Source organism: Burkholderia sp. A2 (assembly GCF_001729305.1).
GTDB classification, from domain to species: domain Bacteria; phylum Pseudomonadota; class Gammaproteobacteria; order Burkholderiales; family Burkholderiaceae; genus Burkholderia; species Burkholderia sola.
This window is the reverse complement of sequence record NZ_LZXX01000002.1, coordinates 152,893-178,646: the sequence shown is the minus strand read 5'-3', so window position 1 is coordinate 178,646 and position 25,754 is coordinate 152,893. Positions and strand designations below refer to the sequence as shown.

The window sequence follows — 25,754 nt, the reverse complement described above, 5'->3', positions numbered from 1 at the left end:
GCGGACCGCCCGCCGCCGCGTCGCCGCGCGCCGTTCAGGCCACCTTGTCGGCGATCCGGTAGCGCTCGAGCCAGTGCGCGTACGGCGCGGGCAGCGTCCACGACGGACGCTCGACGCCGAGCTGCTTGGCCGCGTAGTACGGCCAGTGCGGGTCGGCGAGATGCGCGCGGCCGACCATCACGAGATCGAGCTGCTCCTCCGCCACCACGCGGTTCGCCAGTTGCGGCGTATCGATTCCCCACGCGGACGACACCGGCAAGCCGGCCTCGCGGCGCACGCGCTCGGCGACCGGCGCGAGGAACGCCGGGCCCCACGGAATCTGTGCGTCGGGCGTCGAGAAGCCGACCGACACGCTCAGCATGTCGAGCCCTTCCCGCTTCATCCGCTGCGTGAGCGCGATCGACTCGGCGAGCGTCTCTTCGTCGCGGCCGTCGTATTCGATCACGCCGAGGCGCGCGGTCAGTGGCAAGTGCTCGGGCCAGACCTTGCGAACGGCCGCGAGCGTGTCGACGAGGAAGCGGCCGCGGTTTTCCGCCGAACCGCCGTATTCGTCGGTGCGCTGGTTCGAATGCACCGAGAAGAAGCTCTGGCCGAGATAGCCATGCGCGAAGTGCAGTTCGAGCCATTCGAAGCCGAGGTCGCGCGCACGCCGCACGGAGGCCACGAAGTCGGCTTGCACGCGGGCGATGTCGTCGTGCGTCATTTCGCGCGGCACCTTCGGCAGGTGCGCGCCGAACGGCACGGCCGACGGCGCGATGGTCTGCCAGCCGCGCGGATCGCCGTCGGCGATATGGTCGTCGCCTTCCCACGGGCGGTTCGCGCTCGCCTTGCGGCCCGCGTGCGCGATCTGGATGCCGGGCACCGCGCCGGCCGCCTTGATCGCCGCGACCGACGGCGCGAAGGCTTCGGCCTGCGCGTCGTTCCACAACCCCGCGCAGCCCGGCGTGATGCGGCCTTCCGGCGACACGGCCGTCGCCTCCGCGATCACGAGGCCCGCGCCGCCGCGCGCGATGCCGGCCAGATGCACGTGATGCCAGTCGTTGACGACGCCGTCTTCGGCGACGTACTGGCACATCGGCGGCACCGCGATGCGGTTGCGCAGCGTGACATCCTTGAGTTTGAACGGTTCGAACAGGGCAGACATCCACGACTCCTTTGTTGGGTTCTGCAAAACGGCTGGGAATGCGCCGTGCGCGACGCACGGCGCAACGATGCGGGCCGTCGGCGGGCCGGGTGCGCCCGCCGACGGCAAGGACGAGACGCCGGCCGAGCCGGCGCCGTGTTCAGCGGTGGCCGAGCTTCGCGAGCAGCGCCTCGGCCGCGGGCGCCGACGACGCCGGGTTCTGCCCGGTGATCAGCAGCCCGTCGGTGACGACATGCGGCGCCCAGTCGGCGCTGCGCTCGAATTCCGCGCCATTGGTTTTCAGCATGTCCTCGACGAGGAACGGCACGACTTCGGTCAGCTCGACGGCCGCTTCCTCGCTATTGGTGAAACCCGTCGCGCGCTTGCCGCGCACGACCGACTCGCCGGTCTGCGGGTGCTTCACGTGGCGCAGCACGCCCGGCGCGTGGCAGACCGCGGCGACCGGCTTGCCGGCCGCCAGCATGCGCTCGATCAAGCCGATCGAATGCAGGTCCTCGGCAAGATCCCACAGCGGGCCGTGGCCGCCCGGGTAGAACACCGCGTCGTAGTCGTCCGCCGACACATCGGCCAGCTTGCGCGTCGACGCGAGTTCGGCCCGGGCCGCCGCATCGGCGTCGAAGCGGCGCGTCGCGTCGGTCTGGGCCGTCGGATCGCTGCTCTTCGGGTCGAGCGGCGGCTGGCCGCCCTTCGGCGACGCGAGCGTCAACTCGACGCCCGCATCCTTGAACGTGTAGTACGGCGCGGCCAGTTCCTCGAGCCAGAAGCCGGTTTTCTTGCCGGTGTCGCCGAGCGTGTCGTGCGAGGTCAGGACAACCAGAATCTTCATGATCGGACACTCCTTCGAAAATGAACGGGGAACGGGGCCGCACGTCGACGCGGCGCACCTGTCGGTTAGTCCGCCCGCGCGCGGCAACGTGCGATTCATTCACCCGCATGCGATATACACCTATTAGACCAGTCGTCTAGAAGCGGCCGAAATAAAACGACGGCGTCTCGCGGCATGAAGCTGCCGGGGACGTCGCCGCATTCACCGGACCGATGATATCCGTGAATTAGACCGGTCGTCTAGAAGAAGGCGTATTCGCCCCTGCCATCGACATGGCCTTTGCGACGGGGGCGCAGTCCGGCATCGCCGTCCCGCCCTCCACCGTTTGCCCGCGGCAGCCGGCCGCTGCCGTCGCGCCGGCTCCCGACGATTACCCGCGCAAAGGCCCGTCCGTGTCCCCCGCTTCGATGACTGGCGCTTCGAGCCGGTGATCGCGCACGCCGTCGTCCAGCAGCCGCAGCATCAGCTCCGCCAGCGCGCGGCCCGATGCGTGTCCGGTCGGCTGCACGACCGCCGTGACACGATACGGATGCGCGATATCGGGCGGCACGCCGTCATAGACGATCAGCGACATGTCCGCGCCCAAGCGCAGCCCGCTGTCGACCAGCGCGCGAAACGCGCCGCCGCCCGCGATGTTGTTGTCGACCAGCAGCGCGGTCGGCGGCTCGGCGCGCGCGAGCAGCGCCCGCGCCGCCTGCTGGCCGCCGTCGTGCGTAAACGCGCACTCGACGAGCAGCGCCGGATCGGCCTCGATACCGGCTTCGCGCAATGCCGACAGATAGCCGGCGCGCCGCTGCGCGGCGAAATTCAGCCCCAGCGGCGCGCTGATCATCGCGATGCGCCGATGCCCGAAGCCGATCAGCCGGCGCGCCGCGTCGCGCGCGCCCGCCTCGTTGTCGAAGTCGAACCACGCATACGGGCCGGCCGCCTGCGTGCGGCCGTACGCGACATACGGAAACGCGCTCGCTTGCAGGTACGCGAGACGCGGATCGTCGACCCGCGTGCGCGCGACGATCAGCCCGTCGACGAGCTTGCCGTCGACGATGCGCCGATAAGTGTCCAGTTCCGCGTCCGGTCGCGCGGACGCGATGATGAAATCGAGATTTCGCTCGGCGAGCCGCTCGGTGATGCCCGCGACGACCTCGCCGAACCGCGGATCGCCGAGATCGCCGGCGCCGAACGGATAGACGATGCCGATCATGTCGGCCCGGCCGGTCGCCAGCCGGCGCGCGGTCGGATCGGCCACGTAGCCCATTTCGCGCGCGGCCTTCGCCACGCGCTCGCGCGTCGCCTCGCTGACGTCGTCGTAACCGTTCAACGCGCGGCTGACCGTCGTCCGCGACAGACCCAGCGCATCCGACAGCGCCTTCAGATTCACCTTCACCGTCATTCCTCGCATTCGCCGCCCCGCCCGGTCGCCCGATGCCCGGGACGCGCCGACCTGGTAATTATTTCCATTGAGTAATCATTACCGTCAAATAAATATCTTTTGCGTTCCAAACCGGTTTGAAATAGCATCCAAACCGGTTTGGACATCGATGCCCACTCAGCCGTTCATTTTCACCTGCCAAGGAAACAACGACGAGATGACATACTTTCCCCTTTTCCGCCCGATCACGACCAAACGTTTGCTGCTCGCTGGCGGCGCACTCGCCGCCTTCGCGTCCGTCGCGCACGCGCAGTCCAGCGGCACGGGCGCGCCCGTGCCCACGCCCCATACGCAGCAAGCCTACGATCCCGAAGGCAACTTCACGATGCGCTGGACGCGCGCGGACATCCGCCAGATCGTCGCGCAATCGCACACCGCCGGCGCCGACAAGAACTCGCTGCCGCAAGCGCTGACGATGCCGGACATCCCGCAGGATTTCCCGCTGATCAACTCGAACGTGTGGGTGTGGGACACCTGGCCGCTGGCCGACCTGCGCGCGAACCAGCTCAGCTACAAGGGCTGGGAGGTGATCTTCTCGCTCACCGCCGATCCGCACGCGGGCTACACGTTCGACGACCGTCACGTCCACGCCCGCATCGGCTTCTTCTATCGCCGCGCCGGCATCCCCGCGTCGCAGCGCCCGGCGAACGGCGGCTGGACCTGGGGCGGCCACCTGTTCCCGGACGGCGCGAGCGCCAGGGTGTTCGGCACCGCGCCGATGACCAACAACGCTGAATGGTCGGGCTCCGCGCGCCTCACGAACGGCAGCAACGTCAGCCTCTACTACACCGCGACGTCGTTCAACCGCTCGGCCCCCGGCGGCGCCGACATCACGCCGCCGCAGGCGATCATCACGCGCGCCGACGGCAACATCCACGCCGACGACAAGCACGTGTGGTTCACCGGCTTCGGCGATCACAAGGCGCTGCTGCAGCCGGACGGCAACTACTACCAGACCGGCCAGCAGAACACCTACTTCTCGTTCCGCGATCCGTTCGTGTTCACCGACCCCGCGCATCCGGGCAAGACCTACATGGTGTTCGAAGGCAATACCGGCGGCCCGCGCGGCGCACGCACCTGCACCGAGGCCGATCTCGGCTATGCACCGAACGATCCGAACCGCGAAGATCTCAACGCGGTGATGAATTCGGGCGCAGTGTATCAAAAGGCCAACGTCGGCCTCGCGGTCGCGACGAACCCGCAACTGACCGAGTGGAAGTTCCTGCCGCCCATCCTGTCGGCGAACTGCGTCGACGACCAGACCGAGCGCCCGCAGATCTACCTGAAGGACGGCAAGTACTACCTGTTCACGATCAGCCACCGCACGACGATGGCGGCCGGCGTCGACGGCCCGGACGGCGTGTACGGCTTCGTCGGCAACGGCATCCGCAGCGATTACCTGCCGCTGAACGGCGGCAGCGGCCTCGTGCTCGGCAACCCGACCGACTTCTCCGCACCGGCCGGCGCACCGTATGCGCAGGACCCGAACCAGAACCCGCGGGAATTCCAGTCGTATTCGCACTACGTGATGCCGGGCGGGCTCGTCGAGTCGTTCATCGATGCGATCGGCCCGCGCCGCGGCGGCACGCTCGCGCCGACGGTGAAGGTGAACATCAACGGCACGTCGACGGCGGTCGACCGCACGTATGGACGCGGCGGCCTCGGCGGCTACGGCGACATCCCGTCGAACCTGCCGGCGACGGGGGCCGGCCACAACGACGGCAACGGCCAGGCCAATTGAGCAACCGAAAATAACCATCGTCGATAAAGGCACGAGGTTCAGGAGGCGCGTATCGCGCGTGCCGCGTGCGCGCCTCCGCTTTTTCCCTTCGACTTTCTTTTGACCGTTGCGCATGCCGTCGTTGCAGGCGGCCTGCGCCCTCCTTTCCCGCTTCGTCCGACGAAGCGCCTCCGGCACCGCATGAAATCGACGTCTTTCCGCTTTTCCGTCCGCATCGTCCGGCTGCTGCTCGTCTGCATGGCCTGCACGCAGGCCATCGCCGCGCCCTGCCACACGCAGGCCGACAACGGCACGCCGCAATGGCGGCCCGCCCTCCACTACACGCCGCAGCGCAACTGGATGAACGACCCGAACGGGCTCGTCTACGCGAACGGCCGCTATCACCTGTTCTATCAGTACAACCCGCTCGGCAACGACTGGGGCAACATGTCGTGGGGCCACGCGACCAGCACCGACCTCGTCCACTGGCGCGAGCAGCCGGTCGCGATGCGCGCGAACGCCACCGAGGAAATCTTCTCCGGCTCGATCGTCGCCGATACGCTGAACACGTCCGGCCTCGGCACACCGGGCCACACGCCGCTCGTCGCGCTCTATACGAGCGTCTACAAGCCCGGCTCGGGCCACGCACCGGGCATACAGGCGCAGTCGCTCGCGTACAGCCTCGACCAGGGCACGACCTGGCAGCCGTATGCGCACAACCCGGTGCTGACGCTCGATCCGGAATCGAAGGAATTTCGCGACCCGAAAGTGTCGTGGTATGCGGCGGGCGGCTACTGGTTGATGACGACGGTCGTCGCCGATGCGCACGTCGTGAAGCTCTATCGTTCCGACGACCTGATCCACTGGTCGTTCCTCAGCGATTTCACGCTGCCGGACGTGCCGCATGCGGGCGCGCTGTGGGAAATGCCGGACCTCATACCGCTGCCGCTCGACGGCGATCCGAAGCGAATCAAGTGGGTCATGATCGTCAACGTGAATCCGTGGTCGATCGCGGGGGGTTCCGGGGCCATGTATTTCGTCGGCGATTTCGACGGCCGCACGTTCACGCCCGACCGCGTCGCGCCCGCCGGCTCCGATCCCGCGCAATTCCGCTGGGTCGATCACGGCGCCGACTTCTACGCGGCCGGCACGTTCTCCGGCGCACCGGGCGCCCGGCCGGTCGCGATCGCGTGGATGAGCAACTGGGATTACGCGGCAAAAGTGCCGACCACCCCGTGGCGCGGCGCGACCACGCTGCCGCGCGAACTGTCGCTGAGGGCGATCGACGGCGAGCCGACCCTCGTCGTCGCGCCCGCCGCCGCGTTCGACACATGGGCCGACGGCCGGCCGGCCGTACATGAAGGCGACGTCACGGTCGACTCCGCTACCCGACCGCTGTCGGCCGCCACACGCGGCGTCGTCCAGCGCATCACGGTGACGCTCTCGCCGCAGCGTGCCGCGCGCGCGGGGCTGATCGTGCGGCGCTCGGCCGACGGGTCGGTCGGCACCCGGATCGTGTACGACACCGCGAAGCGCACGCTGACGCTCGACCGCTCGCGATCCGGCGAAGCGAATTTCGCCGGCACGTTCAGCCGCGAGCACATCGTCGATCTGCCGCTCGAACACGGACAACTGCGACTCGAAATCGTCGTCGATCGCGGCTCGGTCGAAGTGTTCGCGAACGGCGGCCGCGTCGCGCTGACGGACCTGGTCTTTCCGCCGCTCGATGCGGATCGCGTGGCCGTGTTTGCCGAACAGGGCCGCGCGACGTTTTCGGGGTTGACGGTGACGCAACTGGGAACCGGCGACGATACGCGTGGCGCCTGTGCGTCCCGATAGGTGCAGGTGACGGTGCCGCTCGCCCAGCACCGCATCGGCCGGCTACGGTCGCCGCCCGCCTCGCCCCTCAGAGCAACCCCATCCCGCCCGACGCGATGATTTCCGCGCCGACGATGAACGCGGATTCCGGCGCACTCAGGTGCAGCACCGTCGACGCGATTTCGTCCGGCGTGCCGAACCGGCCGATCGGCACGAGGCCCCTGATCTTGTCGGCCGTCGCGTCGAGCGCCGCCGCATCGAGCCCCAGCTTGCCGTACAGCGGCGTCTGCACGGGCCCGGGGCTCACCACGTTCACGCGCACGCCGTGCGGCAGCAGTTCCGTCGACAGCGTCTTCGCGAACGAATTGACGGCCGCCTTGCTCGCCGCGTACACCGACGAGCCGGGCATCCCGACATGCGCGTTGATCGAGCCGTTGATCACGATCGATGCGCCGCGGTTCAGCAGCGGCACCAGCGACTGGATCTGGAAATACGCGCCCTTCACGTTGGTGTTGAACACGAGATCCCACATCGCTTCGTCGCTGTCGGCGAACGGCGCGAGTTTCGCGACGCCCGCGTTGACGAACACGGCGTCGAGCCGCACGCCGGCGGCGGCGAGCGCGTCGGCCAGCGCGCGGGCCGACGCGACGCTGCCGGCTTCGTTGCGAATCGCCAGCGCCCCTTCGCCGAGCGTTTGGCGGGCAGCTTCCAGCGTGCCGGCGTCGCGCCCTGTGATGATGACCCGCGCACCTTCGGCCGCGAATGCCTTGGCGGCCGCCAGGCCGATGCCGCTGTTGCCGCCCGTGACGAGGACCGTCTTTTCTTCGAAGCGTTGCATGATGTTCTCCTGTGAACCGGTGAGTTGACCGTGAACACAGGATGCGCGCGCCGCGCGGCGTTGCCGTACGACCGGTGCGACGAACATGTTCGAAAACATCGAACATGTTGGCGGCAGCGCATTCAGCCGACCACGTCGATCCCGTCGAGCAGCCGCTGCGCGAGCCGCGGCTCGCGCAATTGCTCCAGCCACCATTGCAGCGCGCGACCGTCGCGGTCGTCGTGCCACGCGACGTACAGCAGATTCGGCTCGCGCGGATCGGCCGTCTGCTTCTCGACCAGTTCGCCGCGCGCGAGCAGCGACGTCACCCGCCGGCGCGGCACCCAGCCGACGCCGAGCGCATCGCGCTGCGCGAGGATCTTCGCGCGCATCGACGGCACCGCGAGCACCGCCTGCCCGCCAAGCAGCCCATACGCGCGGCCGGCCGCGCGCCGCGACGAATCGGCGACGACGACCGATCGATGCGCACCGATCGCGTCGCGCGTCAGCACGCCGCTCGCGGACGCCAGCGGATGGCGCGGCGACACCGCGAACACCCACTCCATCGCGCCGAGTTCGAACCACTTGAGGCCCGGAATCGCCGGCGGCTCGTTGGTCGCGCCAACGACGAGATCCGCGCGGCCGTCGCGCAACGCTTCCCAGGTCCCGCCGAGCACCTCGTGCGTGAAGCGCAGCGACACGCCCGAATCGAGCGCATCGAACGCGCGGATGACCGGCAGCAGCGTATCGAACTCCAGCACCTCGTCGCTGACGATCCACAGCCGGTCCTCCCAGCCGCTCGCGACCTGCCGCACGCGCTGCGTCAGCCGGGCGACGTCGAGCGCCAGCCGCGCCGCCTCGTCGGCCAGCAATTGCCCGGCCGGCGTGAGCTGCAGCCGGTACCCACGGCGGTCGAACAGCAGCGCGTCGAAGCGCGTTTCAAGCTGGCGCGCCGCGTGCGACACAGTCGACGGCGCCTTGCCCAGCCGCGCGGCGGCACGCGACAGGCTGCCGGTGACGCGGATCGCGTCGAGCAGCGCCAGTTCGTCTTCGGACAGCATGAGGTCGCTCCACGGTGAGGATGTCGTGGATCGTAAGGCACTGGCGCGCCGCGGTCCAATCCGGCGATCGCGGCTGCGGTCGGCCGGCGCGATCGCCCGCTGCGCAGACGACTCCCGGTATGCTGATCGACGCGAATTCACCTGAATCTCGAGGCGACCACTGCAATGCGCGTCGCGATCCGCATCATGTGCGCGATCACGCAGCCGCGCGGTCGCCGCCGCCGGATCTCCGTGTCCGCATTGCCCCAGCGCGCCGCTTACCGTGCAGGCCGCAGCATGATGCCCGTCAGCGCGCCCGCGATGCACAGCACGCCCACGTACAGTTCCGGCGCGTGCGGATGCGATTTCAGCAGTACCGAGACGAATACCGGCGTGAGACCGCCGAACACCGCATAGGCGACGTTGTACGAGAACGAGATACCGGAAAAGCGCACGGCTGGCGGAAATGCGTGGACCATCGCGACCGGAATCGCCGCGACCGCCCCGACGCAGAAACCGCATAGCGCATAAAGCGGCAACAGCAACGCCGGATCGACGGCGAGTTGCGACGCCATCAGCCAGTACGATGCGTCGAGCATCAGGCAGCCGACGAAGATCGTGCGGCCGGTACCGAACCGTCCCGCGATCGAACCGGCGACGATGCATCCGATCGTCAGGCAGAACGTCGCGGCCGAATTGGCCTGCAGCGCAAGCGCGGGCGCGATGTGAAATTGCCTGGCGACGAGGGTCGGCGTCATCAGGATCACGACGACGATCGCGGCGGTGAGCGTCCACGTGAGGATCATCGATACCAGCACGGCCCGACCGTGATCGCGCAGCACGGCCTTCAGCGGCACTTCGCGGGTCAGCGACCGGCTCCGCTTCATTTCGATGAATACGGGCGTCTCGTCGAGCCAGCGTCGCAGCAACGCGGACACTATCCCGAACAGGCCGCCGACGAGGAAAGGCAATCGCCACGCATAGGCGCCGATCTCCGCCGGCGAATAATGACGATTGATCGTCGACGCGATCAGCGAGCCAAGCAGGATGCCGAGCGTCAGGCCGCCGGTCAGCAGGCCGCACGCATAGCCGACATGGCGCGGCGGCACATGTTCGGACACGAACACCCACGCGCCCGGCACCTCGCCGCCTACCGCCGCCCCCTGCAACAGCCGGCACAGGAGCAGCAGCACGGGCGCGGCAATGCCGATGGACTCATAGGTCGGCAGCAGCCCCATCGCCAACGTCGGCAGCGCCATCATCATCACGCTCAACGTGAACATGCGCTTGCGGCCCACCAGATCGCCGAAATGCGCGAGCACCACGCCGCCGAGCGGGCGCGCGAGATAACCGGCCGCGAAAATGCCGAACGTCTGCAACTGGCGCAGCCAGTCGGGAATCGATGGCGGAAAGAACAATTGGCCGATGACCGCGGCGAAAAACACGTAAATCACGAAATCGTAAAATTCGAGCGCGCCACCGAGCGCGGCGAGCACGAGCGTCCGGTGATCGCGGCCGGTCAGCGGGCGATGGGATACAGCCGGAATCTGAAGCGAGTCTGGAAAGTTCATCTGGAAGAGGTCCGGGATCAGGAACCGCGCGCCAACCCGATGACGCGCTACTGATTGACAACACCCGGGCGCCGCACGTCATTCCATTGCGCGTCGATTTTCCGCGGCGCCTGTTCCAGGCCGCGCTCGGCAACCTCCGTTGGCCTGCAGGCCGAGCAATGTCGGACGCCGTGTCGCGAATCCGGTGCGACGCCGGGAATAAACGGCCGCCGTCGCGTGTTCCATGGGAATGGAGGGCGCACGAGCCTGCCGCTTGCGCGCGCCTCGCCCATGCGTGACACGTTCACGCCTTCTCCTTGGAGCAATCATGCGTTTTGCGGTTCTGGGCGCCGGCGCGGTCGGCTGCTACTTCGGCGGCATGCTGGCGCTGCACGGCCACGATGTGGTTTTCATTGGTCGTCCGTTGCACGTCGACGCGATTCGCGACCAGGGTCTGCGCGTCCAGACGCGCACGTTCGACAGGCGCGTGCCGGCCGACGCGTCGACCGATATCGACGCCGCGGCATCGGCCGACGTGGTGTTCGTGTGCGTGAAGTCCGGCGATACCGCGCAAGCCGCGCGCACGTTGAGCCGCGTGCTGGCGCCGCAAGCGATCGTGGTCAGTCTGCAGAATGGCGTCGACAACGCAGCCGTGCTGCGCGCGGAGATCGCCGGCCCGGTCATTTGCGCGGCCGTCTATGTCGCGAGCGAGATGGCGGGCCCGGGGCATCTGCTGCATCATGGCCGCGGCGATCTCGCGATCGAAGCGTCGCCGTCCAGCGAACGGCTGGCGCAGGTGCTGCGGGCAGCGGCCATTCCGACCCGGATCGCCGACGACGTGCGCGCGGCCCTCTGGCACAAGTTCATCCTCAATTGCGCGTACAACGCGATTTCCGCCATCGTGCAGTTGCCCCTGGGCGAGATGTCGCATCGCGATGCGTTGCGCGAAACGATGCGTGCCGCCGTCGCCGAGTGCATCGCCGTCGCGGCGGCCGAAGGCGTCCATTTCGCCGACCGGCCGGCCGCGATCGTCGAGCAAATCGAAGCGACGATTCCGCCCGGCCAGTATTCGTCGACGGCGCAGGATCTGGCGCGCGGCAGACCCGGCGAGATCGATCACCTGAACGGCGCGGTCGTTCGGCGCGGGCGCGCGGCAGGCATCGACACGCCGGTCAATCGGACGCTCCATCTGCTCGTGAAGATGCTGGAAGCGAAGACGGCGGCGCGTTCGTGACGGACGGCGTTCGCGTGTGCCGCGCCGACCGTCACGGCGCGTCGAGCGGCGCCGGCCAGCCTGCGGCCGCGCCGCCGGCGACGTGACGTCGGGCGTCGAACCGGCCCGCCGGCCGCGATGCCGCGCGGCCGGCGGCGGCCGTCGCGCGTCGCCGATACCAGCCGCTATTCGCGTTCGCCGGCCAGTCGCGCGAGCGCCGCGGTGATCCCCGCGCCATAGGCCGGGTCGGCCCGCGAGCAGTTGTCGATGTGGCGCTGCCGGATATCCGCCGACACGCCGGCAAGCTGCCGTGCGGTGGTATCGAACAGGCACTGGCGTTGCCGCGCATCCATCAGCCGGAACAGGTCGCCCGGCTGCTGATAATGATCATCGTCGACGCGATGATCCCAATGCGCGGCCGCGCCGTTCAACTCGAGCGGCGGTTCGTCGAGCTGCGGCCGGTCCGACCACGCGCCCTTGCTGTTGGGCCAGTACGACGGCGCCGCGCCGAGATTGCCGTCGGTGCGCATCGCACCATCGCGGTGATAACTGTGGAACGGGCACTTCGGCGCGTTCACCGGGATCTGCGCGAAGTTGACGCCGAGCCGATATCGCTGCGCATCGCCGTAGGAAAACAGGCGTGCCTGCAACATCCGGTCCGGCGAGTAACCGATGCCCGGCACGACGTTCGCCGGCGAAAACGCGGCCTGCTCCGTCTCGGCGAAGAAATTGTCGGGATTGCGGTTGAGCTCGAATTCGCCGACTTCGATCAGCGGAAACTCGGCCTTCGGCCATACCTTCGTGAGATCGAACGGGTTGAACCGAAACGCTTTCGCCTGCGCGTCGGTCATCACCTGGATGTACAACGTCCAGCGCGGAAAATTGCCGGCCTCGATGCTGTCGAACAGGTCGCGCTGATGGGTTTCGCGGTCCCGGGCGATCAGCGCTTGCGCCTGCGCGTCGGTCAGGTTCTCGATGCCCTGCTGCGAGCGGTAATGGAACTTCACCCAGGTCCGCTCGTTCTCCGCATTGATCATGCTGTACGTATGGCTGCCGAAGCCGTGCATGTGCCGGAACGATCGCGGAATGCCGCGCTCGCTCATGACGATCGTCACCTGATGCAGCGCCTCGGGCAGCAGCGACCAGAAATCCCAGTTGTTTTCCGCGCTGCGCATGCCGGTGCGCGGGTCTCGCTTGACGGCATGATTGAGATCGGGAAAGCGCAATGGATCGCGAAAGAAGAACACCGGCGTATTGTTGCCGACCAGATCCCAGTTCCCTTCCTCGGTATAGAACTTCAGCGCGAAGCCGCGGATGTCACGCTCCGCATCGGCCGCGCCGCGCTCGCCGGCGACCGTCGAGAAGCGCACGAACATCGGGGTCTGCTTGCCGATTTCGGAAAAGAGCTTCGCCTTCGTGTACCGCGAAATGTCGTGCGTCACGGTGAAGGTCCCGTATGCGCCGGCGCCCTTCGCATGCATGCGGCGCTCCGGGATCACCTCGCGATCGAAGTGCGCGAGCTTTTCGATCAACCAGACGTCCTGCAGCAACGCCGGACCGCGCGCACCGGCCGTCTGGATGTTGACGTTGTTGCTGACCGGCGCGCCGTTCGCATGGGCAATTTCGCGCGGAATCGAATGCTCTGACATGTCCTGGTTCCCCCAACGGTATGTGATTTCAGTTCATGGGTCGCGCGGTCCGCCGTCGGTGCGGGGAACGCGCGTCGTGCAGGCGGCCATCCGTCAGGCCGTCCACGGACAGATTGGAAATGGACAACGTATCCGGCGTTTGTCCGGTTTGTATCGCTTTGTACCGGGTTACGTCGACAGCCGGCTGTACCACGCACGTCGAGCAGGACCGCTGCGGCACGACGCTGTGTTGCCGGATCGTTTCGACGGCGTCGCCGCTTGCCCTCACGATCGTTCGCTATCGACGATCCGGTCGCCGAGCGCGCCGAGGTCCGCATCGCCGGGAGCGGCGATCAGCGCATACGCGATTCCCGAGCGCCGCCACGTCATGACGTCCATGTTGCCGACCTGCTGACGGTCGGGCACGGTATCGGGCCGCTCGTCCTTCATCACGCATAGCGCGACGGGCGCGCCTTGGGCGGGCAGATAGACGATCTGCACCAGCGGTTTGCGATTGAAGCTCAGGCGCTGGATGCGCTTGAACGTCAGCCCGGCCGAGCGCAGGTCCGGAATCCGTATCCCCCGTCCGTCGTCCCGGCGAATCGTGTCGATCGTCTGCGCGGCGGCCGCGACGTTCGCCGAATCGGACGCAACGGTGTCGCGCGTATAGAGCCGCTGATAATTGACGGCCGCCATGATCCACGGCGACATCCGCGCCTGCGCGGCCACCGTTGCGGGTGGCGGCGCGAAGCGCAGTACGGCGGCGCTGCAGAACGCGCCGGCGACGAATGCGACCGCGAGCCACGGCGCCATCATGCGAACGCGCAAGCGAACCGGCGTGGACTGCCGCCCGCGTACACCGGGCTGCGACGGACCCGATATCTGCCGACGATCGCCGCCGCCGACCGGCAGCGCCGACGGCGGCGCATGCGCGTGCGCGATGTCGGCGACCGTCCGGATCAGACTCTGCGGCACCGGCAGCCAGGGGTGACGCTGAAACGCACGCTGATAGGGCAACACCGATGCTTCGAGCAAGGCCACCCGCGTCGCGATCTCGGCCGACATTCGGATCGCCCGGTCGACTTCCTCGCGCTGGTGCGACGTGAGCGCTCCGTCCACGTATGCCATGAGCAGGACGTCGTCCATTTTCAAGCCCCCTGATCCTCACTGTTCGCCGCGCTTTTCACGGGTCGTTCGTGTCGATCGGCGAACAGCGCACCGATCGCCTGGCGAGCACGCGACAGCCGGCTCATGATCGTACCGATGGGCACGCCGAGCACGTCCGCCGCTTCGCTATAACTGAGTCCTTCCACGCTGACCAGCAACATCACCGCGCGCTGCGCTTCGGGCAGCTGCTGCACGGCCCTGACGATCTGCGCATCCAGCGCCTGCTGCTCCAGTGTCGGTGCGGCGGGATCGGAGATGGTTTCGAGCAGGTCGTCGTCCCAGTCCATGCCCGAGCGCCGGCGCACGCTGCGCGCGCGAAGCTCGTTGAGCCAGGTGGACTGCACGATCGAGAACATCCAGCTGAGCGGTGCCGTTCCGGGCCGCAACTGATGCGCGCGTTCGAGTGCACGCACGCACGCGCACTGCACGAGATCCTCCGCGTCGTGCCGATCGCCGGAGAGGCGCAGCGCGAACGTCCAGAGGCGCGGAAGCATCGCGGGCAGCATGGCGGACAGTTCGGCCGCGGTCATCGACGTCGATCTCCGCAACGTGCAAGCCGGCCGACGCGGACAAACGGCCGTATCTGATGTGTATCCATGGGTTTAGGCGAAATTGAACGGGCAACACCCCTACAGCCCACGTAAACAGCTGGACGGCGCAGATATTCCATCCGCGGTCGCGTGTCGCCCGACAGGCCGGATCACGGGGCGCCGGCCGTACGTCGGCGGCGTGGCGCGCGATGCGCGTCAGATCACCGTGACGACCACGTCGACGTTGCCGCGTGTCGCCTTCGAATACGGGCACGTCTGGTGCGCGGCATCGACGAGCGCCTGCGCGACGTCCGCGTCGACGCCCGGCACGCTGACGTTCAGCCGGGCCTGCAGGAAGTACGCGCCGTCGGCCATGGCGAGATCGATTTCCGCATCGACGTGCGTATCGCGCGGCAGCGCAACCTTCAGCCGTTGCGCGGCCAGCCCCATCGCACCGATGAAGCATGCCGACCAGCCCGCGGCCAGCAATTGCTCGGGATTCGTGCCGGGCGCGGCCGAGCCGGGCCCGGAGAGCTTCACGTGAAGGCGGCCGTCGGCACTGCGGGCAGCGCCGTCGCGCCCGCCGGTGGTGCGAGTCTTGCCGGTGTACAGAACTTTGGTTTGCTGGCTCATGATCGGTACCGTGCTGGATGGGGGTGAATGAATGGAGAACGTATTCCGTCGTCGGGATGCATTAGAGCGCGGCCACGTATCGGTCATGTGTCCCGACGCCGGGCTATTGCAACGTCATGTATCCATTCGCGATGCGTACACATTGAGAAACGAATCCGCCACGCCGGCCACAACCATTGCCGAAACGAAGCGGGAATAGCCCTGCGTCCTCCGGTGTTCTGTTGAGGCAGACAACCCTTCGGGAGTGAAACGGTGCAGAACCAGCAGCAGGAACTCGACGATCGTCCGGCGACCGCGCAAACACGCGTGCGGGCACTTGGCAGCACGGAACATCTGTTCTGGTTGCTGGACCGGAATCGGCCGACGCATTTCGCGATGGTCGCGGAGATCGACCGGCGGTTTGCGCCGGGTGCATGGCACGCCGCCTTTCAGGCGCTCCAGCGCAGGCATCCGCTGCTGTCGACCCGTATCGCCGCCGACGCGCAGCACAATTCGGCGTTCCATTCGGTACCCGGCGCCGAGGTGCCGTTACGCGTGATCGAGCACCACGCGACGTCGTGGCAGACCGAAACGGCCCGCGAAATCGCGACGCGCTTCGACTGGACGACAGCGCCGCTGGTGCGCGCAACGCTGTTGCAGCGCGAATCGACGTCGACGCTGATTCTGGTCGCGCATCACTCCGTCCTCGACGGCATGGGCGCCGCGTATCTGATCGACGAACTGCTGCGCACGCTGACGGGCGAGCCCGTGACGCCGCTGCCGCTCGTGCAGTCGCTCGAGACGCTGCTCGAGGCCGACCTGAACGACGCGGCCACCCTGCCCGCGCCGCTTCCGGCACCGGAGCCGAAGGCGTTCCGTCCGGACACGGCGGCGCTGCCGCACATCGACGCCGTCGCGCTTTCAGCCGAAGCCACGCGCCGCCTCGCCGCGCGCGCCCGGCAAGCGCGCACGACCGTGCATGGCGCGATTGCCGCAGCCGTTCATGAAGCGGGCCGGCGCCTGTCGAGCGACTGGGCCGCGCGCGCGTTGAGAACCGTCACGCCGATCGACGTACGCGCGCTCGCCAGCGAAGCGGGCGTCGCGAACGGCGTGTACATCACCCAGACCGTCACGATCGACGATCACCCGCGCGGGGTCGACTTGTGGGCAGCCGCCCGCACGATCAAGCAGGACCTCGCGCCGTCGCAAACGCGTGCGAGCGTCGCGGCGGAGCTGAAGGCGCTGGATACCGCGATGGCGGCCCGACCGAGCGTCGAGCACGCGGCGGGCTTCCTGTCGAACGTGCTGGCCTTCGACGTCCTGCTGTCAAACCTCGGCAATCAACCCATCGCAGCCGCGTACGACGGCGTATCGCTCGACGCGCTGTGGGGTCCGTTCGTGACATCAGGATTCGCCGACGATCAGGTCATCGGCGCCTGCACGATCGACGGCGTCCTGCGGCTCGCGCATACGAGCCATCGCGCCATCCCGGGACTGCTCGGCGAAGTCCGCACGATTCTCGAGGACGCCGCCGGCTGAAGGCCGGCGCGGCGCCGCGCCGGTTGCGCCGATTTCAGAACACCGCGAGCGACACCCGCTTGCGGTGCTCGACGACGGACAGCAGCAACGCCGCCAGCCCGCATGCGGCGATGAGCGTCAGCAGCATCGTCCTGCCCAGGGTGACCAGCACCAGGCTGCCGAGCGCCGGGAATCCGAACACGCCGACAAAGTACGATGCGACGAACCACGTGAGCACCGCGCGCCGATGCCGCGCAGCGGCGCTGTTGACGGCCTGCGCCTGGACGATCGGATAGATGAGGCCGTAGCCCGTACCGAGCAGCACGGCGCTGGCCGAATGAAGGAGCGCATGGTGCGGCACGGCGAACGTCACCGCGACGCTCAGGATCATGAAGCCGAGCAGGATCTGCGTGGTCGCATCGACGCGCATCCGGATCACGAGCGCGCTGAGCAGCCAGCGGATGACGACCACCGTGGCCGAATACAGCCCGAAGAACGTTCCGGCCTTCACGCCGGTTTCCTGCGCCATCGACATCTGGAACGTCATCAGCCCCGAGAAGACGCTCGAGCCGAGCGCGATGATGGCGATCGGATAGATCGCGTGCGTGCGGGCAATCGCCATCATCTCCCGGCCCCATCGTTGCCGCACCGGCCGCGCGGCGGGCAGCGACGCCGGCGACAGCCGGCCGAAGCATTCCAGCATGACGGCGGCCATCGCGCACAATCCGCCGACGGTGCAGAACACCGTCCCCGTCGTCCAGTGCCAGTTGCGTATCGCGAGCGACGCGACGGCCGGGCCGCCGCCGACGCCCGCCATCTGAAACGACCCGAACCGCAGGAACCAGCGCTCGCGTTCGGTATCCGTGGTGCGCTCGGCAAGCATCATCGGCGCCGCGAGGTAGAACGCGCCCCAGCCGACGCCGACCAGCAATCCGGGCACGACGCTCAGTGAGCCGGCGCGGTCGATCAGCGCAAAACCCACGACGCCCGCGCCGACGACGAGCGCGGCCAGCGCAGCGGTACGTGCGGTGCCGATCGAATGGGCAAGCCATGCGACCAGCGGCACGCCGATCAACGCGCCGACCATGGCTTCGACCAGCGCGACGCCGGTATCGACGTCGCCTCCGCCCGCCGAACGAAAATGCATCGACAACAGGAACGTCGCACCGTATCCGCATGCCGTCAACAGCGCGCCCAGCAGCACGAACGATGCGCCGCGCGCAGACATTGTGTGGGGATCGGCCATCGTGCCTCCTGTCGTTTCGAAATTCCGGCCGGATCTGGGGTCGGCGGCCAGGGTGGGTTCACGCCCTGGGACAAGCGCGCCGCGGTCCTGAACAGCGATGTGTCGACCTCACCGACGAGCCGCTCGGCCTGCCGGTCCTTCAGTCGACCGTCGCAGTCCAGGAATGCCGCGCCTGCCGTCCCGATTGGACGCCCGCCATGTATCCGGCTTGTGTCGCCGGCGTATCGAAATGTATCGGGGAAACGGACGCCCCCCAGCGATGCGTTCATGCGGGCGCGAGCGGCAGTATCACCGTCGCCTCGAGGCCGCCGGTGCTGCGATTGTTCAGTTGCAGGTCTCCCTGCATCGCCCGCGTGAGCCGGCGGGCGATCGCCAGCCCCAGCCCCGATCCCGGCGCGCGCGCCGCCGTCTGCGGCGCGCGATACCAGGGTTTGAACACCGCCTCGAGCTCCGCCGGCACGATACCCGGCCCCGAATCCAGCACGGTCAGCATCACGTGCCGCGCGTCGACGCGCACACACAGACGGACGTCGTCCCCGTAACGCAACGCATTGTCGATCAGGTTGACGAGCACGCGGCGCAGCGCGTGCGGGAACGTCACGAGAGGATGCCCGACCCGTCCGTCGAGATCGACGGTCAGGCCCGCGTCGCGATAGCTGTCGACCAGCACGCCGAGCATTTCGTCCGCGTCGACACGGCGCGGCGGCTCCGGCACGCTGCATTGAAGTCGGGCGCACGCCAGGCTCGCGTCGACCAGTTCGCTCATCTCGGCAAGATCGCGCTCGATCGCGTCGCGCAGCGCACCGTCATCCATCATCCCGCTGCGCAACATCATTCGCGTGAGCGGCGTGCGCAGGTCGTGCGCATAGGCGGCCAGCACGTGCAGCAATTCCGTCATGCGTTCCGCATGCTGACGGTGCGCGCCGTTGATCGCGCGTGCGAGTGTCGCGATCGATGGCGCGCCGCGTTCGGCCCACGTATCGGGAAGCGCCTCGATACCTTGCTTGTCGATGGCATCGGCAAGCTCGCGCACGATCGCATCCAGCCTGAGCATCCGCAGCCACGACCACAGCGCGGTCGCGACCAGCGCGAACAGGATCGCCACGGCCGCGGCGATCAGCAGACCCTCGCTTGCCACCGGGCGCAATGCGGTCGCGAGCGGCGCGCGTGCGTCGTACATGCCGGCCGCGACCAGTGGCACGCCGGCGAGGAGCAGGAGGCGCACCGACCACACGACGAGTTCGCGCGGATGCGGGAACACTGCGCGGGCGGCGCCGCGCAGGCTGCGCGTGGCCCGCGATTCAAACACAGTCGCTGACGATAAGGTAGGAATGTGCTCCATCTTCGTTCTCCTGTCGCCGTCGCGGCGGACGGTACAGGACAGATGAAAACACGCGCATGGGGGCGTGCACCATCAAACGAGCGGCCATTCACCCCCTACGAAGGTTTAGGTTGCCGCCGCGGCAACCGCAACCGCCAGGCGCTCAGCCGCGCCGGAGCGCGCGGGCGAGCCACCCTTCGAGTTCTCGCGCATCGATCGGTTTTTCGAGGAGACACAGCGCGGCGCTCGCGCGCACGCGCTCGCGCTCGCGCTGGCGGACGGTGGCGAACGCCGTGACGAATATGGTCGGAATGCGCGCGCCGGCGGCTTCGATCCGCGACAGCACGTCGATGCCGTCCATCCCGGGCATCTGGATATCGCAGATCAGGCAGCGCGTGCGCGCCACCCGGTCGGACACGAGGAATGCCGGCGCCGACGCGAACTCGCACGCGTCGCCGCCCAGCGCGCGCACGAAGCTTCTCACGGCGGCGCGCACGAACGGATCGTCGTCGACAATCGCTACGAGATCGGTGACTGAGAGTGAAAGAGGCATCCGCGCTTATGGCCAGGGGAACGAGCAGGCTCGCCCCACATACTGCTACACAAGTCGCCAGCATACCGTCACGCCGCCGAGCCGCCACCATATCTACGTATGGGTCGGCTTGCTCCCGACGGCGCCGCCGCTACCGCGACGGTAATTCGATGCCGAGCGCGGTCATCTTGCGCACCAGTTCCGCGACGGAACGGCACTTCATCTTTCGCATCGCCTGGCCGCGATGGATCTTGGCCGTGATCTCGGCGATGCCCATGTTGCCGGCGACCTGCTTGTTCATCAGGCCCGTCGCGACGTGTTGCAGCACCTCCCGCTCCCGCGGCGTCAGCGATTCCCAGCATTCGCGCAGATCGCGCAGCGACTGGCTGGCCTCCAGCCGCTGCGCGTCGCGATCGAGCGCCGCGACCACCGCATCGATCATTTCCTGATCATGAAATGGCTTCGTCAGGAAATCCATCGCGCCGGCCTTCATCGCCTTCACCGTCATCGCGATGTCGCCGTGCCCGGTCATGAAGATGATCGGCATTTGCGGGCCGCCATTCTCGACCAGCGACTTCTGGAACGCGATCCCGCTCTGCCCGCGCAATCGCACGTCGAGCACGAGGCAAGACGGCCCTGCCCCCTTCGGCGCCGCGAGAAACGCTTCGGTCGACGCAAACGCGCATACCGCCAGATCGATCGAGCGCAACAGGCTGACGAGCGCGGCACGCACGAATTCGTCATCGTCGACGACGTAGACGACACGGCCGCTCCGATCGTCGGATGAAGTCGCCACGTTCGGCATTCTGATCTCGGGCATTGAAATATTCGCTGATGAATTTGCTGGGATGGCCGCGTGGCGGCGCGAAGGCATCTCGATGCACGCGGTGCGGCCGCCGCCCGAAGCGGGATGCCCCGTTCGCATCGTGCGGCCGGGCACGTTGCCGCGACGCATGCGGACGATGCCCCAACGATCGCCCGCTCTGCCGGCATCAATGAAAACACGCGAACGCTCCGATTATTCCAGTCGCAATTCACCGATGCAACCGCGTGCGCATCGCGCTCGGCCGTTCGTCGGCTTGCGCGCCCTCGTCACAGCGCATGACCGCCGGTTGTGCACCGGCGTCCGCACGGAAACGGCGCTGCACATCGACCGCGCCGACGCACGCGTCGGTATCCGAATGTATCGGGCTTCGAGGCGGATACATGACATTGCAAAACACCGCGCGCCGGACACATGCGAGATACCTCCCCGGCGCTCAATACACACACGGCGGAACCTGATACGAACACGACGCCGCGGGCCCAGGCAGGCTCCCGACGCCATCAGGTGACGCAAATACGTTCCGATCCATCCTTCTTCAGGAGCCCAGCATGAACACTTCGAAAATCACGCTCGCTTTCGCCGCGCTCGCGCTGACTGCATCGGCCTACGCGGCGTCCCCGGCGGAAACGGTCGCCGGACATTCCGACGTGCCGGCCGCCAGCCAGTGGGCGTCGCTCGCACCGATGGCGAAGACCCGCTCGGAAGTCCGCCAGGAGCTGGTGGCGGCGCGACAGAACGGCGAGCTCGACGCGCTGAGGAAACTCTATTCCGGGCATTGAACGGCAGCCCTCGTATCGGGCCCGGCACGGGCGGGACACCGCCGGCGTCCTCGCCAGCGCCCGGGCCGTCACTGCATTTCGTCCCATGCAGGGGGCACGCCCGTCTGCCAATGAAGCCAATCGAATTTTCAACGATGCTTCCCGACATGCTGCCGCGTCTGCGGTCGTTCGCGCTGCGTCTGACCGGGAATCGACACGACGCGGACGAGCTCGTGCAGCGCGCATGCATTCGCGCGCTCGAGCGGGCTCATCAATTGCGGTCCGATACGGCGCCGGTCAGCTGGGTCTTCTCGATCGTTCATTCGATCTGGCTCAACGAGCTGCGGCGACGCAATCGTCGCGACCGCCTGCTGCTCGCGTGCAGCGACGCGCTGCTGGAAACGGTCGCCGATCCGCGCGCAGCGCCGGAGACCACCGTGGCCGTCCGCCAGATCGTCGACGTCGTCGAACGGTTGCCCGAACCGCAGCGCATCGCGTTGCTGCTCGTCAGCGTCGACGGGCTGAGCTACCGGGAAGCCGCGTACACGCTCGACATCCCCATCGGCACCGTCATGAGCCGGATATCGCGTGCGCGCAAGGCGATCCGCATCGCGCTCGGCGGCGACGCGGCGCGCACGTCGCGACACAACTTCACGGGTTCCGCGACCGGCGGCTGATGCCCGTTGCCGCGGGCAGGTCAATCGACGCGGGGGCGCATCGCTTGCGGCGCGTCGCGGCAATGCACGAACGGCGACGGAATAAACGACGTGCGTGGCGTGTTCAGTGTAGGCAATCGCATCCGCCGCGGGGGATACGACCGGGCGCCTACTACTCGACACGAAATATGTCAGCACTTTCCAGAATGCTACTCGTCTATGACGAAACCGACGAGGCACAGGCCGCGCTCGCGCGATGTGCGGCGCTCTCGCACGCGCTGTCCGCCGCGGTCGACGTCGTGACCGTCGTGGATCCCGTGACCGCGAACGCGCAGACAGCCGGCCTGCTCACCGATCTCGCCCACCATCGCCTCGAGGAATTCGCGCGCGACGCACTTCAGCGCGCGATCGTCACACTCGCGGACGACGGCATCGACGCGCGCGGCTTCGTGCGATTCGGACGCGCGGCCGACGCCGTCGCCGCCCACGCGCTGACCACCCGTCCGGACATGGTCGTCGTCGGACATCGCGCCAGCAGCGGGTTCGCGCGCTGGTGGCGCGTGCGCCCGGTTCACTTCGATCTCGCCGAGCGCCTTCGCGGTGCGGCGCTGATCGTCGTGACGGTCCCGTCCGCCTAGCGCCGCCGCTCGCACCGCGCGCATCACGCGTCCGGCTCGATCCCGTCGGGCACCGATACGCCGGCGCGCGACTGAATGGTTGCCGCGAGAATCATGCGTTGCCGGTTGGCGGGCAGGCAAACGTCGCTCGAGCGCGGACGGAACACGCGATCCCCCCGCGCGATCGCGCTTCCCGTCAACGCGCAGACCGCCGGCTCGCGTGCGCGGCTGCGGCACCAGATCTGCTCGGTATACCGTCCCGAACGCGAGTCGCTCCATGAAACGCTGATCATCGACGACGACAGGCACTCGATCACCTCGATCGCGTAAAGCGAGTCTTCACGCGCGAGCGTGTCGTTGTCGTCGCACCGGCGCCGGCCGAAGCGGCGCGACTTGTATCGCGTGCGCTGCGCTTGCCGGCAAACATCGCGTTGCTCCAGCGAAGGATCGAGGACATTGATCAACGTGCGAATCATGATGTCCGCTTCGGGCAGTGTCGCCATCATCGTTTCTCCCATCCGGTCGTGTCGGTCGTGTGAAAGCGGACGCACGCGAGCGCCACGGCGGGGCCATCCGCCTGCGGTGCGTCCGCCGGTCGCTCAGGCGCCGCCTTCCGAGCGCAGCGTGATCCGGCTGTTCACCGACGTGACGCCGCGCACTTTCCGCGCCGCGTCGACCGCCAGACGATCCAGGTCTTCGCTTTCCACCTGGCCCGTCAGCGTCACGCGTCCGGTCGACGCGTTGCCGAACACGACGATCGGCTTCCCTTCAAGCCCCTTCGTATGGGACAGTGCCTTCTGAACCGACCGCGAGAACGTGCGATTGGCCGCACGGACCGCCTTCTTCGACGTGCCGGCCGCCGGCGTCGACGTGAGCGCGGCATCCGCGCCGGCCGTATCGGGTCGTTCGTCCGCGAACGCGCGCAGGTTCATGCCGGCGATCAGGGCGACGGCGAGGCCGCCGGAGGCGACGATGTGTCGGAGTTTCATGATGGGTTCCTTGGGTGTCTGGTATCGGGTCGACAAGCACATGTGTTCCGGCGACCTGCGTCGTCACGATGCGCACGCATCACGTCCGCGCCGCGTCGCGATTCCGACTCGCTGACGGGTCGGTCGAGCCGTCGTCAACGTGAATCGCGTACCGGTGAAGCGAGCATAAGGCGACGCGTCGGCGTGCTCCATAGCATCTGCAGCTAGCCGCATGACGCGTCGGCATGAGTCGCCGCATACGTTCGTATAGGCATCCGGTCTGCTTTGCCCGCGACGTGCGCCGGTCCGCACCGATTCACGCCCCGACACATCGCGCCCGTATCCGCTCACATGGAAGAAACCGGCAGTGTCACCGTGGCGCGCGTACCACCGTGCTCGCGCGGCGCAAGATCCAGCTGACCGTGGTGTGATTCAACGATGGACTTGCAGATGGACAGCCCCATGCCCATTCCGTGCGGCTTGGTGGTGAACAGCGGTTCGAACAGGCGCGCCGCCAGCTGCGGATCGAAGCCGTCGCCGTTGTCGTCGATCCGAATGCGCACGAGGTTCCGATCGGCTTCGCATGTCAGGACGATGACACGCCGTCCATCAGGTGTACCAATCATCGATTCCGCGCCGTTCATCAGCAGGCTGATGATGGCCTGCTGCAGCGGCACGCGTTCGCCGCGCATCGGTATCGCGGACGCACATCCGTCGACGCGCAAGTTCACCTTCATCGCGTCCAGCGTGCTTTCGAGTATCTCCGCCGCCTCGCGCAGCACATCGGCGAGGTCGAACACGGCGAGCACGGGCGCCGCGCGCCGTGCCCGGGCGCGCAGCGCACCGATGATGGTCCGCGCACGAACCGTGCACGCACAGATGTGCGCAAGCATCTCGCGGGCGGCTTCGATGTTCGGCGCGCCGCGATCGAGCCATTTCAGCCCGGCACGCGCGGACGTGTCGATCGCCGTGACGGGCTGGGCGACCTCGTGCACGATCGAGGCCGCAAGCTCTCCGTACGCGGTCAGCCGACTGGTGCGGTCCATTTCGGACTGCGTTTCGCGCATCGCGGCTTCGACGCCGGCCAGGCGTGCGCGCTGCGCGCCCAGCTCGTCGCGCAGCCGAAGGTTCTCCAGCACGCATCCTGCATGCGGCGCAATGATCTCGACGAGTGCGGCCTTCGCCGGCGTGAACATGCCCGGCAGGTCGCCATGCTCGAGATACAGTGCGCCGATCAGTTCACCGTTGCACCGTATCGGCACGCAGATCACCGAGCGCGGCTTGCGGCGGCGCACATAGTCGTCCGTTCGCCAATGGTCGGCGGCGCACGCATCGCGCAGCACCAGGCCGTTGCGCAAGTGCACGGCGGCGGCAATGATCGGCACGGGCAGCCGGTCGACCGGCCGCCGCTCGGTGTGCGGTCCGTTCGCGGCCGTCGCGACGGCCGCTGCCTGCCAGCCGCCGTCGCGCAGCACCGCGATCATGCCCCACGTTGCCCCCGCCCCCCGCAACGCCGACTCGAGCAGGGTCGCGACGCGCGTCGCGGGCGAAGCCTCGTGCGCCATCGCGCGCGAAACGTCGCGCAACACGTGCATGTCGACCGACGGCAGCGATCGAGACATGAGTTCGTCGAAGGCCGGGCCCACTTCGGCGCCGCCGGGATCGGCGAGCGATTTCCATGGCGTCCGCGCAGCGAGCGTGCTGCAGGCATCGTCGAGTTCGTTGTTCATGGGTCTATCTCCTGCTTGCCGGCATCGGCCTATGCCAACCTGAAATCAACATTTCATGTAGTGAGTACTCCACAAACGAATGGTAGCA

At 67.7% G+C, this 25,754-nt stretch carries 24 protein-coding genes; 7 read left to right on the top strand and 17 right to left on the bottom strand.

Annotation, left to right across the window (positions count from 1 at the left end; all coding sequences use genetic code 11):
* Positions 1-34 precede the first annotated feature (34 nt).
* From A9Z05_RS00800 to A9Z05_RS00790, 3 genes are all read right to left on the bottom strand, one after another.
* Positions 35-1,144, bottom strand: a complete 1,110-nt coding sequence (locus A9Z05_RS00800) for an NADH:flavin oxidoreductase/NADH oxidase (protein ID WP_069616473.1) — start codon at positions 1,142-1,144, stop codon at positions 35-37.
* A 139-nt stretch (positions 1,145-1,283) separates the two neighbouring features.
* On the bottom strand, positions 1,284-1,970 hold the full coding sequence (locus tag A9Z05_RS00795) for a type 1 glutamine amidotransferase domain-containing protein (protein ID WP_069616472.1): 687 nt from the start codon (positions 1,968-1,970) through the stop codon (positions 1,284-1,286).
* A gap of 370 nt (positions 1,971-2,340) precedes the next feature.
* Complete coding sequence (locus A9Z05_RS00790) at positions 2,341-3,369, bottom strand: substrate-binding domain-containing protein (protein WP_069616471.1); 1,029 nt, start codon at positions 3,367-3,369, stop codon at positions 2,341-2,343.
* A gap of 187 nt (positions 3,370-3,556) precedes the next feature.
* Between A9Z05_RS00790 and A9Z05_RS00785 the strand changes: the two genes are divergently transcribed.
* Positions 3,557-5,140, top strand: coding sequence for a glycoside hydrolase family 68 protein (locus A9Z05_RS00785; protein WP_069616470.1), 1,584 nt, complete (start codon positions 3,557-3,559; stop codon positions 5,138-5,140).
* Between the two features lie 180 nt (positions 5,141-5,320).
* Positions 5,321-6,958, top strand: a complete 1,638-nt coding sequence (locus A9Z05_RS00780) for a glycoside hydrolase family 32 protein (protein WP_069616469.1) — start codon at positions 5,321-5,323, stop codon at positions 6,956-6,958.
* 67 nt (positions 6,959-7,025) lie between these two features.
* On the opposite strand, the gene A9Z05_RS00775 is transcribed toward A9Z05_RS00780, so the two are convergent.
* The 3 genes from A9Z05_RS00775 to A9Z05_RS00765 all read right to left on the bottom strand — a co-directional run bounded on the left by A9Z05_RS00775 (position 7,026) and on the right by A9Z05_RS00765 (position 10,365).
* Entirely contained in the window at positions 7,026-7,775 is a 750-nt protein-coding gene (locus A9Z05_RS00775) for an SDR family oxidoreductase (protein ID WP_069616468.1), read from the bottom strand.
* 122 nt (positions 7,776-7,897) lie between these two features.
* Complete coding sequence (locus tag A9Z05_RS00770) at positions 7,898-8,815, bottom strand: LysR family transcriptional regulator (RefSeq protein WP_069616467.1); 918 nt, start codon at positions 8,813-8,815, stop codon at positions 7,898-7,900.
* Between the two features lie 257 nt (positions 8,816-9,072).
* Positions 9,073-10,365 (bottom strand): MFS transporter, encoded by a 1,293-nt coding sequence (locus A9Z05_RS00765; protein ID WP_069616466.1) that lies wholly within the window; start codon positions 10,363-10,365, stop codon positions 9,073-9,075.
* Between the two features lie 307 nt (positions 10,366-10,672).
* On the opposite strand from A9Z05_RS00765, the gene A9Z05_RS00760 reads away from it, so the two are divergent.
* A complete protein-coding gene (locus tag A9Z05_RS00760; RefSeq protein ID WP_069616465.1) occupies positions 10,673-11,578 on the top strand; it encodes a ketopantoate reductase family protein in 906 nt (301 codons plus the stop codon).
* Positions 11,579-11,742: 164 nt separating this feature from the next.
* On the opposite strand, the gene A9Z05_RS00750 is transcribed toward A9Z05_RS00760, so the two are convergent.
* The 4 genes from A9Z05_RS00750 to A9Z05_RS00735 form a co-directional block, all read right to left on the bottom strand.
* The gene (locus tag A9Z05_RS00750; protein ID WP_069616463.1) at positions 11,743-13,206 is read right to left on the bottom strand and encodes a catalase; all 1,464 of its coding nucleotides are present in this window, start codon (positions 13,204-13,206) and stop codon (positions 11,743-11,745) included.
* Between the two features lie 264 nt (positions 13,207-13,470).
* The gene (locus tag A9Z05_RS00745; RefSeq protein WP_256121805.1) at positions 13,471-14,313 is read right to left on the bottom strand and encodes an anti-sigma factor; all 843 of its coding nucleotides are present in this window, start codon (positions 14,311-14,313) and stop codon (positions 13,471-13,473) included.
* Between the two features lie 20 nt (positions 14,314-14,333).
* Positions 14,334-14,882, bottom strand: coding sequence for an RNA polymerase sigma factor (locus tag A9Z05_RS00740; protein WP_069616461.1), 549 nt, complete (start codon positions 14,880-14,882; stop codon positions 14,334-14,336).
* A 216-nt stretch (positions 14,883-15,098) separates the two neighbouring features.
* Positions 15,099-15,515: an organic hydroperoxide resistance protein gene (locus A9Z05_RS00735; protein WP_069616460.1), complete on the bottom strand. Its 417-nt coding sequence runs from the start codon at positions 15,513-15,515 to the stop codon at positions 15,099-15,101.
* A 252-nt stretch (positions 15,516-15,767) separates the two neighbouring features.
* Here A9Z05_RS00735 and A9Z05_RS00730 point away from each other — a divergent pair, with 252 nt between their 5' ends.
* Complete coding sequence (locus A9Z05_RS00730; RefSeq protein ID WP_069616459.1) at positions 15,768-17,033, top strand: condensation domain-containing protein; 1,266 nt, start codon at positions 15,768-15,770, stop codon at positions 17,031-17,033.
* 34 nt (positions 17,034-17,067) lie between these two features.
* Here A9Z05_RS00730 and A9Z05_RS00725 read toward each other — a convergent pair whose 3' ends face one another.
* From A9Z05_RS00725 to A9Z05_RS00710, 4 genes are all read right to left on the bottom strand, one after another.
* Complete coding sequence (locus tag A9Z05_RS00725) at positions 17,068-18,258, bottom strand: MFS transporter (RefSeq protein ID WP_089436404.1); 1,191 nt, start codon at positions 18,256-18,258, stop codon at positions 17,068-17,070.
* 265 nt (positions 18,259-18,523) lie between these two features.
* Complete coding sequence (locus A9Z05_RS00720) at positions 18,524-19,600, bottom strand: HAMP domain-containing sensor histidine kinase (protein WP_069616457.1); 1,077 nt, start codon at positions 19,598-19,600, stop codon at positions 18,524-18,526.
* 142 nt (positions 19,601-19,742) lie between these two features.
* Complete coding sequence (locus A9Z05_RS00715) at positions 19,743-20,132, bottom strand: response regulator transcription factor (protein WP_069616456.1); 390 nt, start codon at positions 20,130-20,132, stop codon at positions 19,743-19,745.
* A 130-nt stretch (positions 20,133-20,262) separates the two neighbouring features.
* On the bottom strand, positions 20,263-20,931 hold the full coding sequence (locus A9Z05_RS00710; RefSeq protein ID WP_069616455.1) for a response regulator transcription factor: 669 nt from the start codon (positions 20,929-20,931) through the stop codon (positions 20,263-20,265).
* A 554-nt stretch (positions 20,932-21,485) separates the two neighbouring features.
* Here A9Z05_RS00710 and A9Z05_RS00705 point away from each other — a divergent pair.
* The 3 genes from A9Z05_RS00705 (at position 21,486) to A9Z05_RS00695 (ending at position 22,989) form a co-directional block, all read left to right on the top strand.
* Positions 21,486-21,716 carry a DUF4148 domain-containing protein gene (locus A9Z05_RS00705; RefSeq protein WP_069616454.1) on the top strand — a complete coding sequence of 77 codons (231 nt, stop codon included), beginning with the start codon at positions 21,486-21,488 and terminating at the stop codon, positions 21,714-21,716.
* 110 nt (positions 21,717-21,826) lie between these two features.
* Positions 21,827-22,372 carry an RNA polymerase sigma factor gene (locus A9Z05_RS00700; RefSeq protein ID WP_069616453.1) on the top strand — a complete coding sequence of 182 codons (546 nt, stop codon included), beginning with the start codon at positions 21,827-21,829 and terminating at the stop codon, positions 22,370-22,372.
* 185 nt (positions 22,373-22,557) lie between these two features.
* A complete protein-coding gene (locus A9Z05_RS00695) occupies positions 22,558-22,989 on the top strand; it encodes a universal stress protein (RefSeq protein WP_069616452.1) in 432 nt (143 codons plus the stop codon).
* A gap of 23 nt (positions 22,990-23,012) precedes the next feature.
* On the opposite strand, the gene A9Z05_RS00690 is transcribed toward A9Z05_RS00695, so the two are convergent.
* The 3 genes from A9Z05_RS00690 to A9Z05_RS00680 form a co-directional block, all read right to left on the bottom strand.
* Positions 23,013-23,474, bottom strand: coding sequence for a DUF3331 domain-containing protein (locus tag A9Z05_RS00690; RefSeq protein ID WP_256121804.1), 462 nt, complete (start codon positions 23,472-23,474; stop codon positions 23,013-23,015).
* Between the two features lie 93 nt (positions 23,475-23,567).
* Positions 23,568-23,957, bottom strand: coding sequence for a BON domain-containing protein (locus A9Z05_RS00685; protein WP_069616450.1), 390 nt, complete (start codon positions 23,955-23,957; stop codon positions 23,568-23,570).
* Between the two features lie 326 nt (positions 23,958-24,283).
* Positions 24,284-25,666 carry a sensor histidine kinase gene (locus A9Z05_RS00680; RefSeq protein WP_069616449.1) on the bottom strand — a complete coding sequence of 461 codons (1,383 nt, stop codon included), beginning with the start codon at positions 25,664-25,666 and terminating at the stop codon, positions 24,284-24,286.
* Positions 25,667-25,754: the final 88 nt, after the last annotated feature.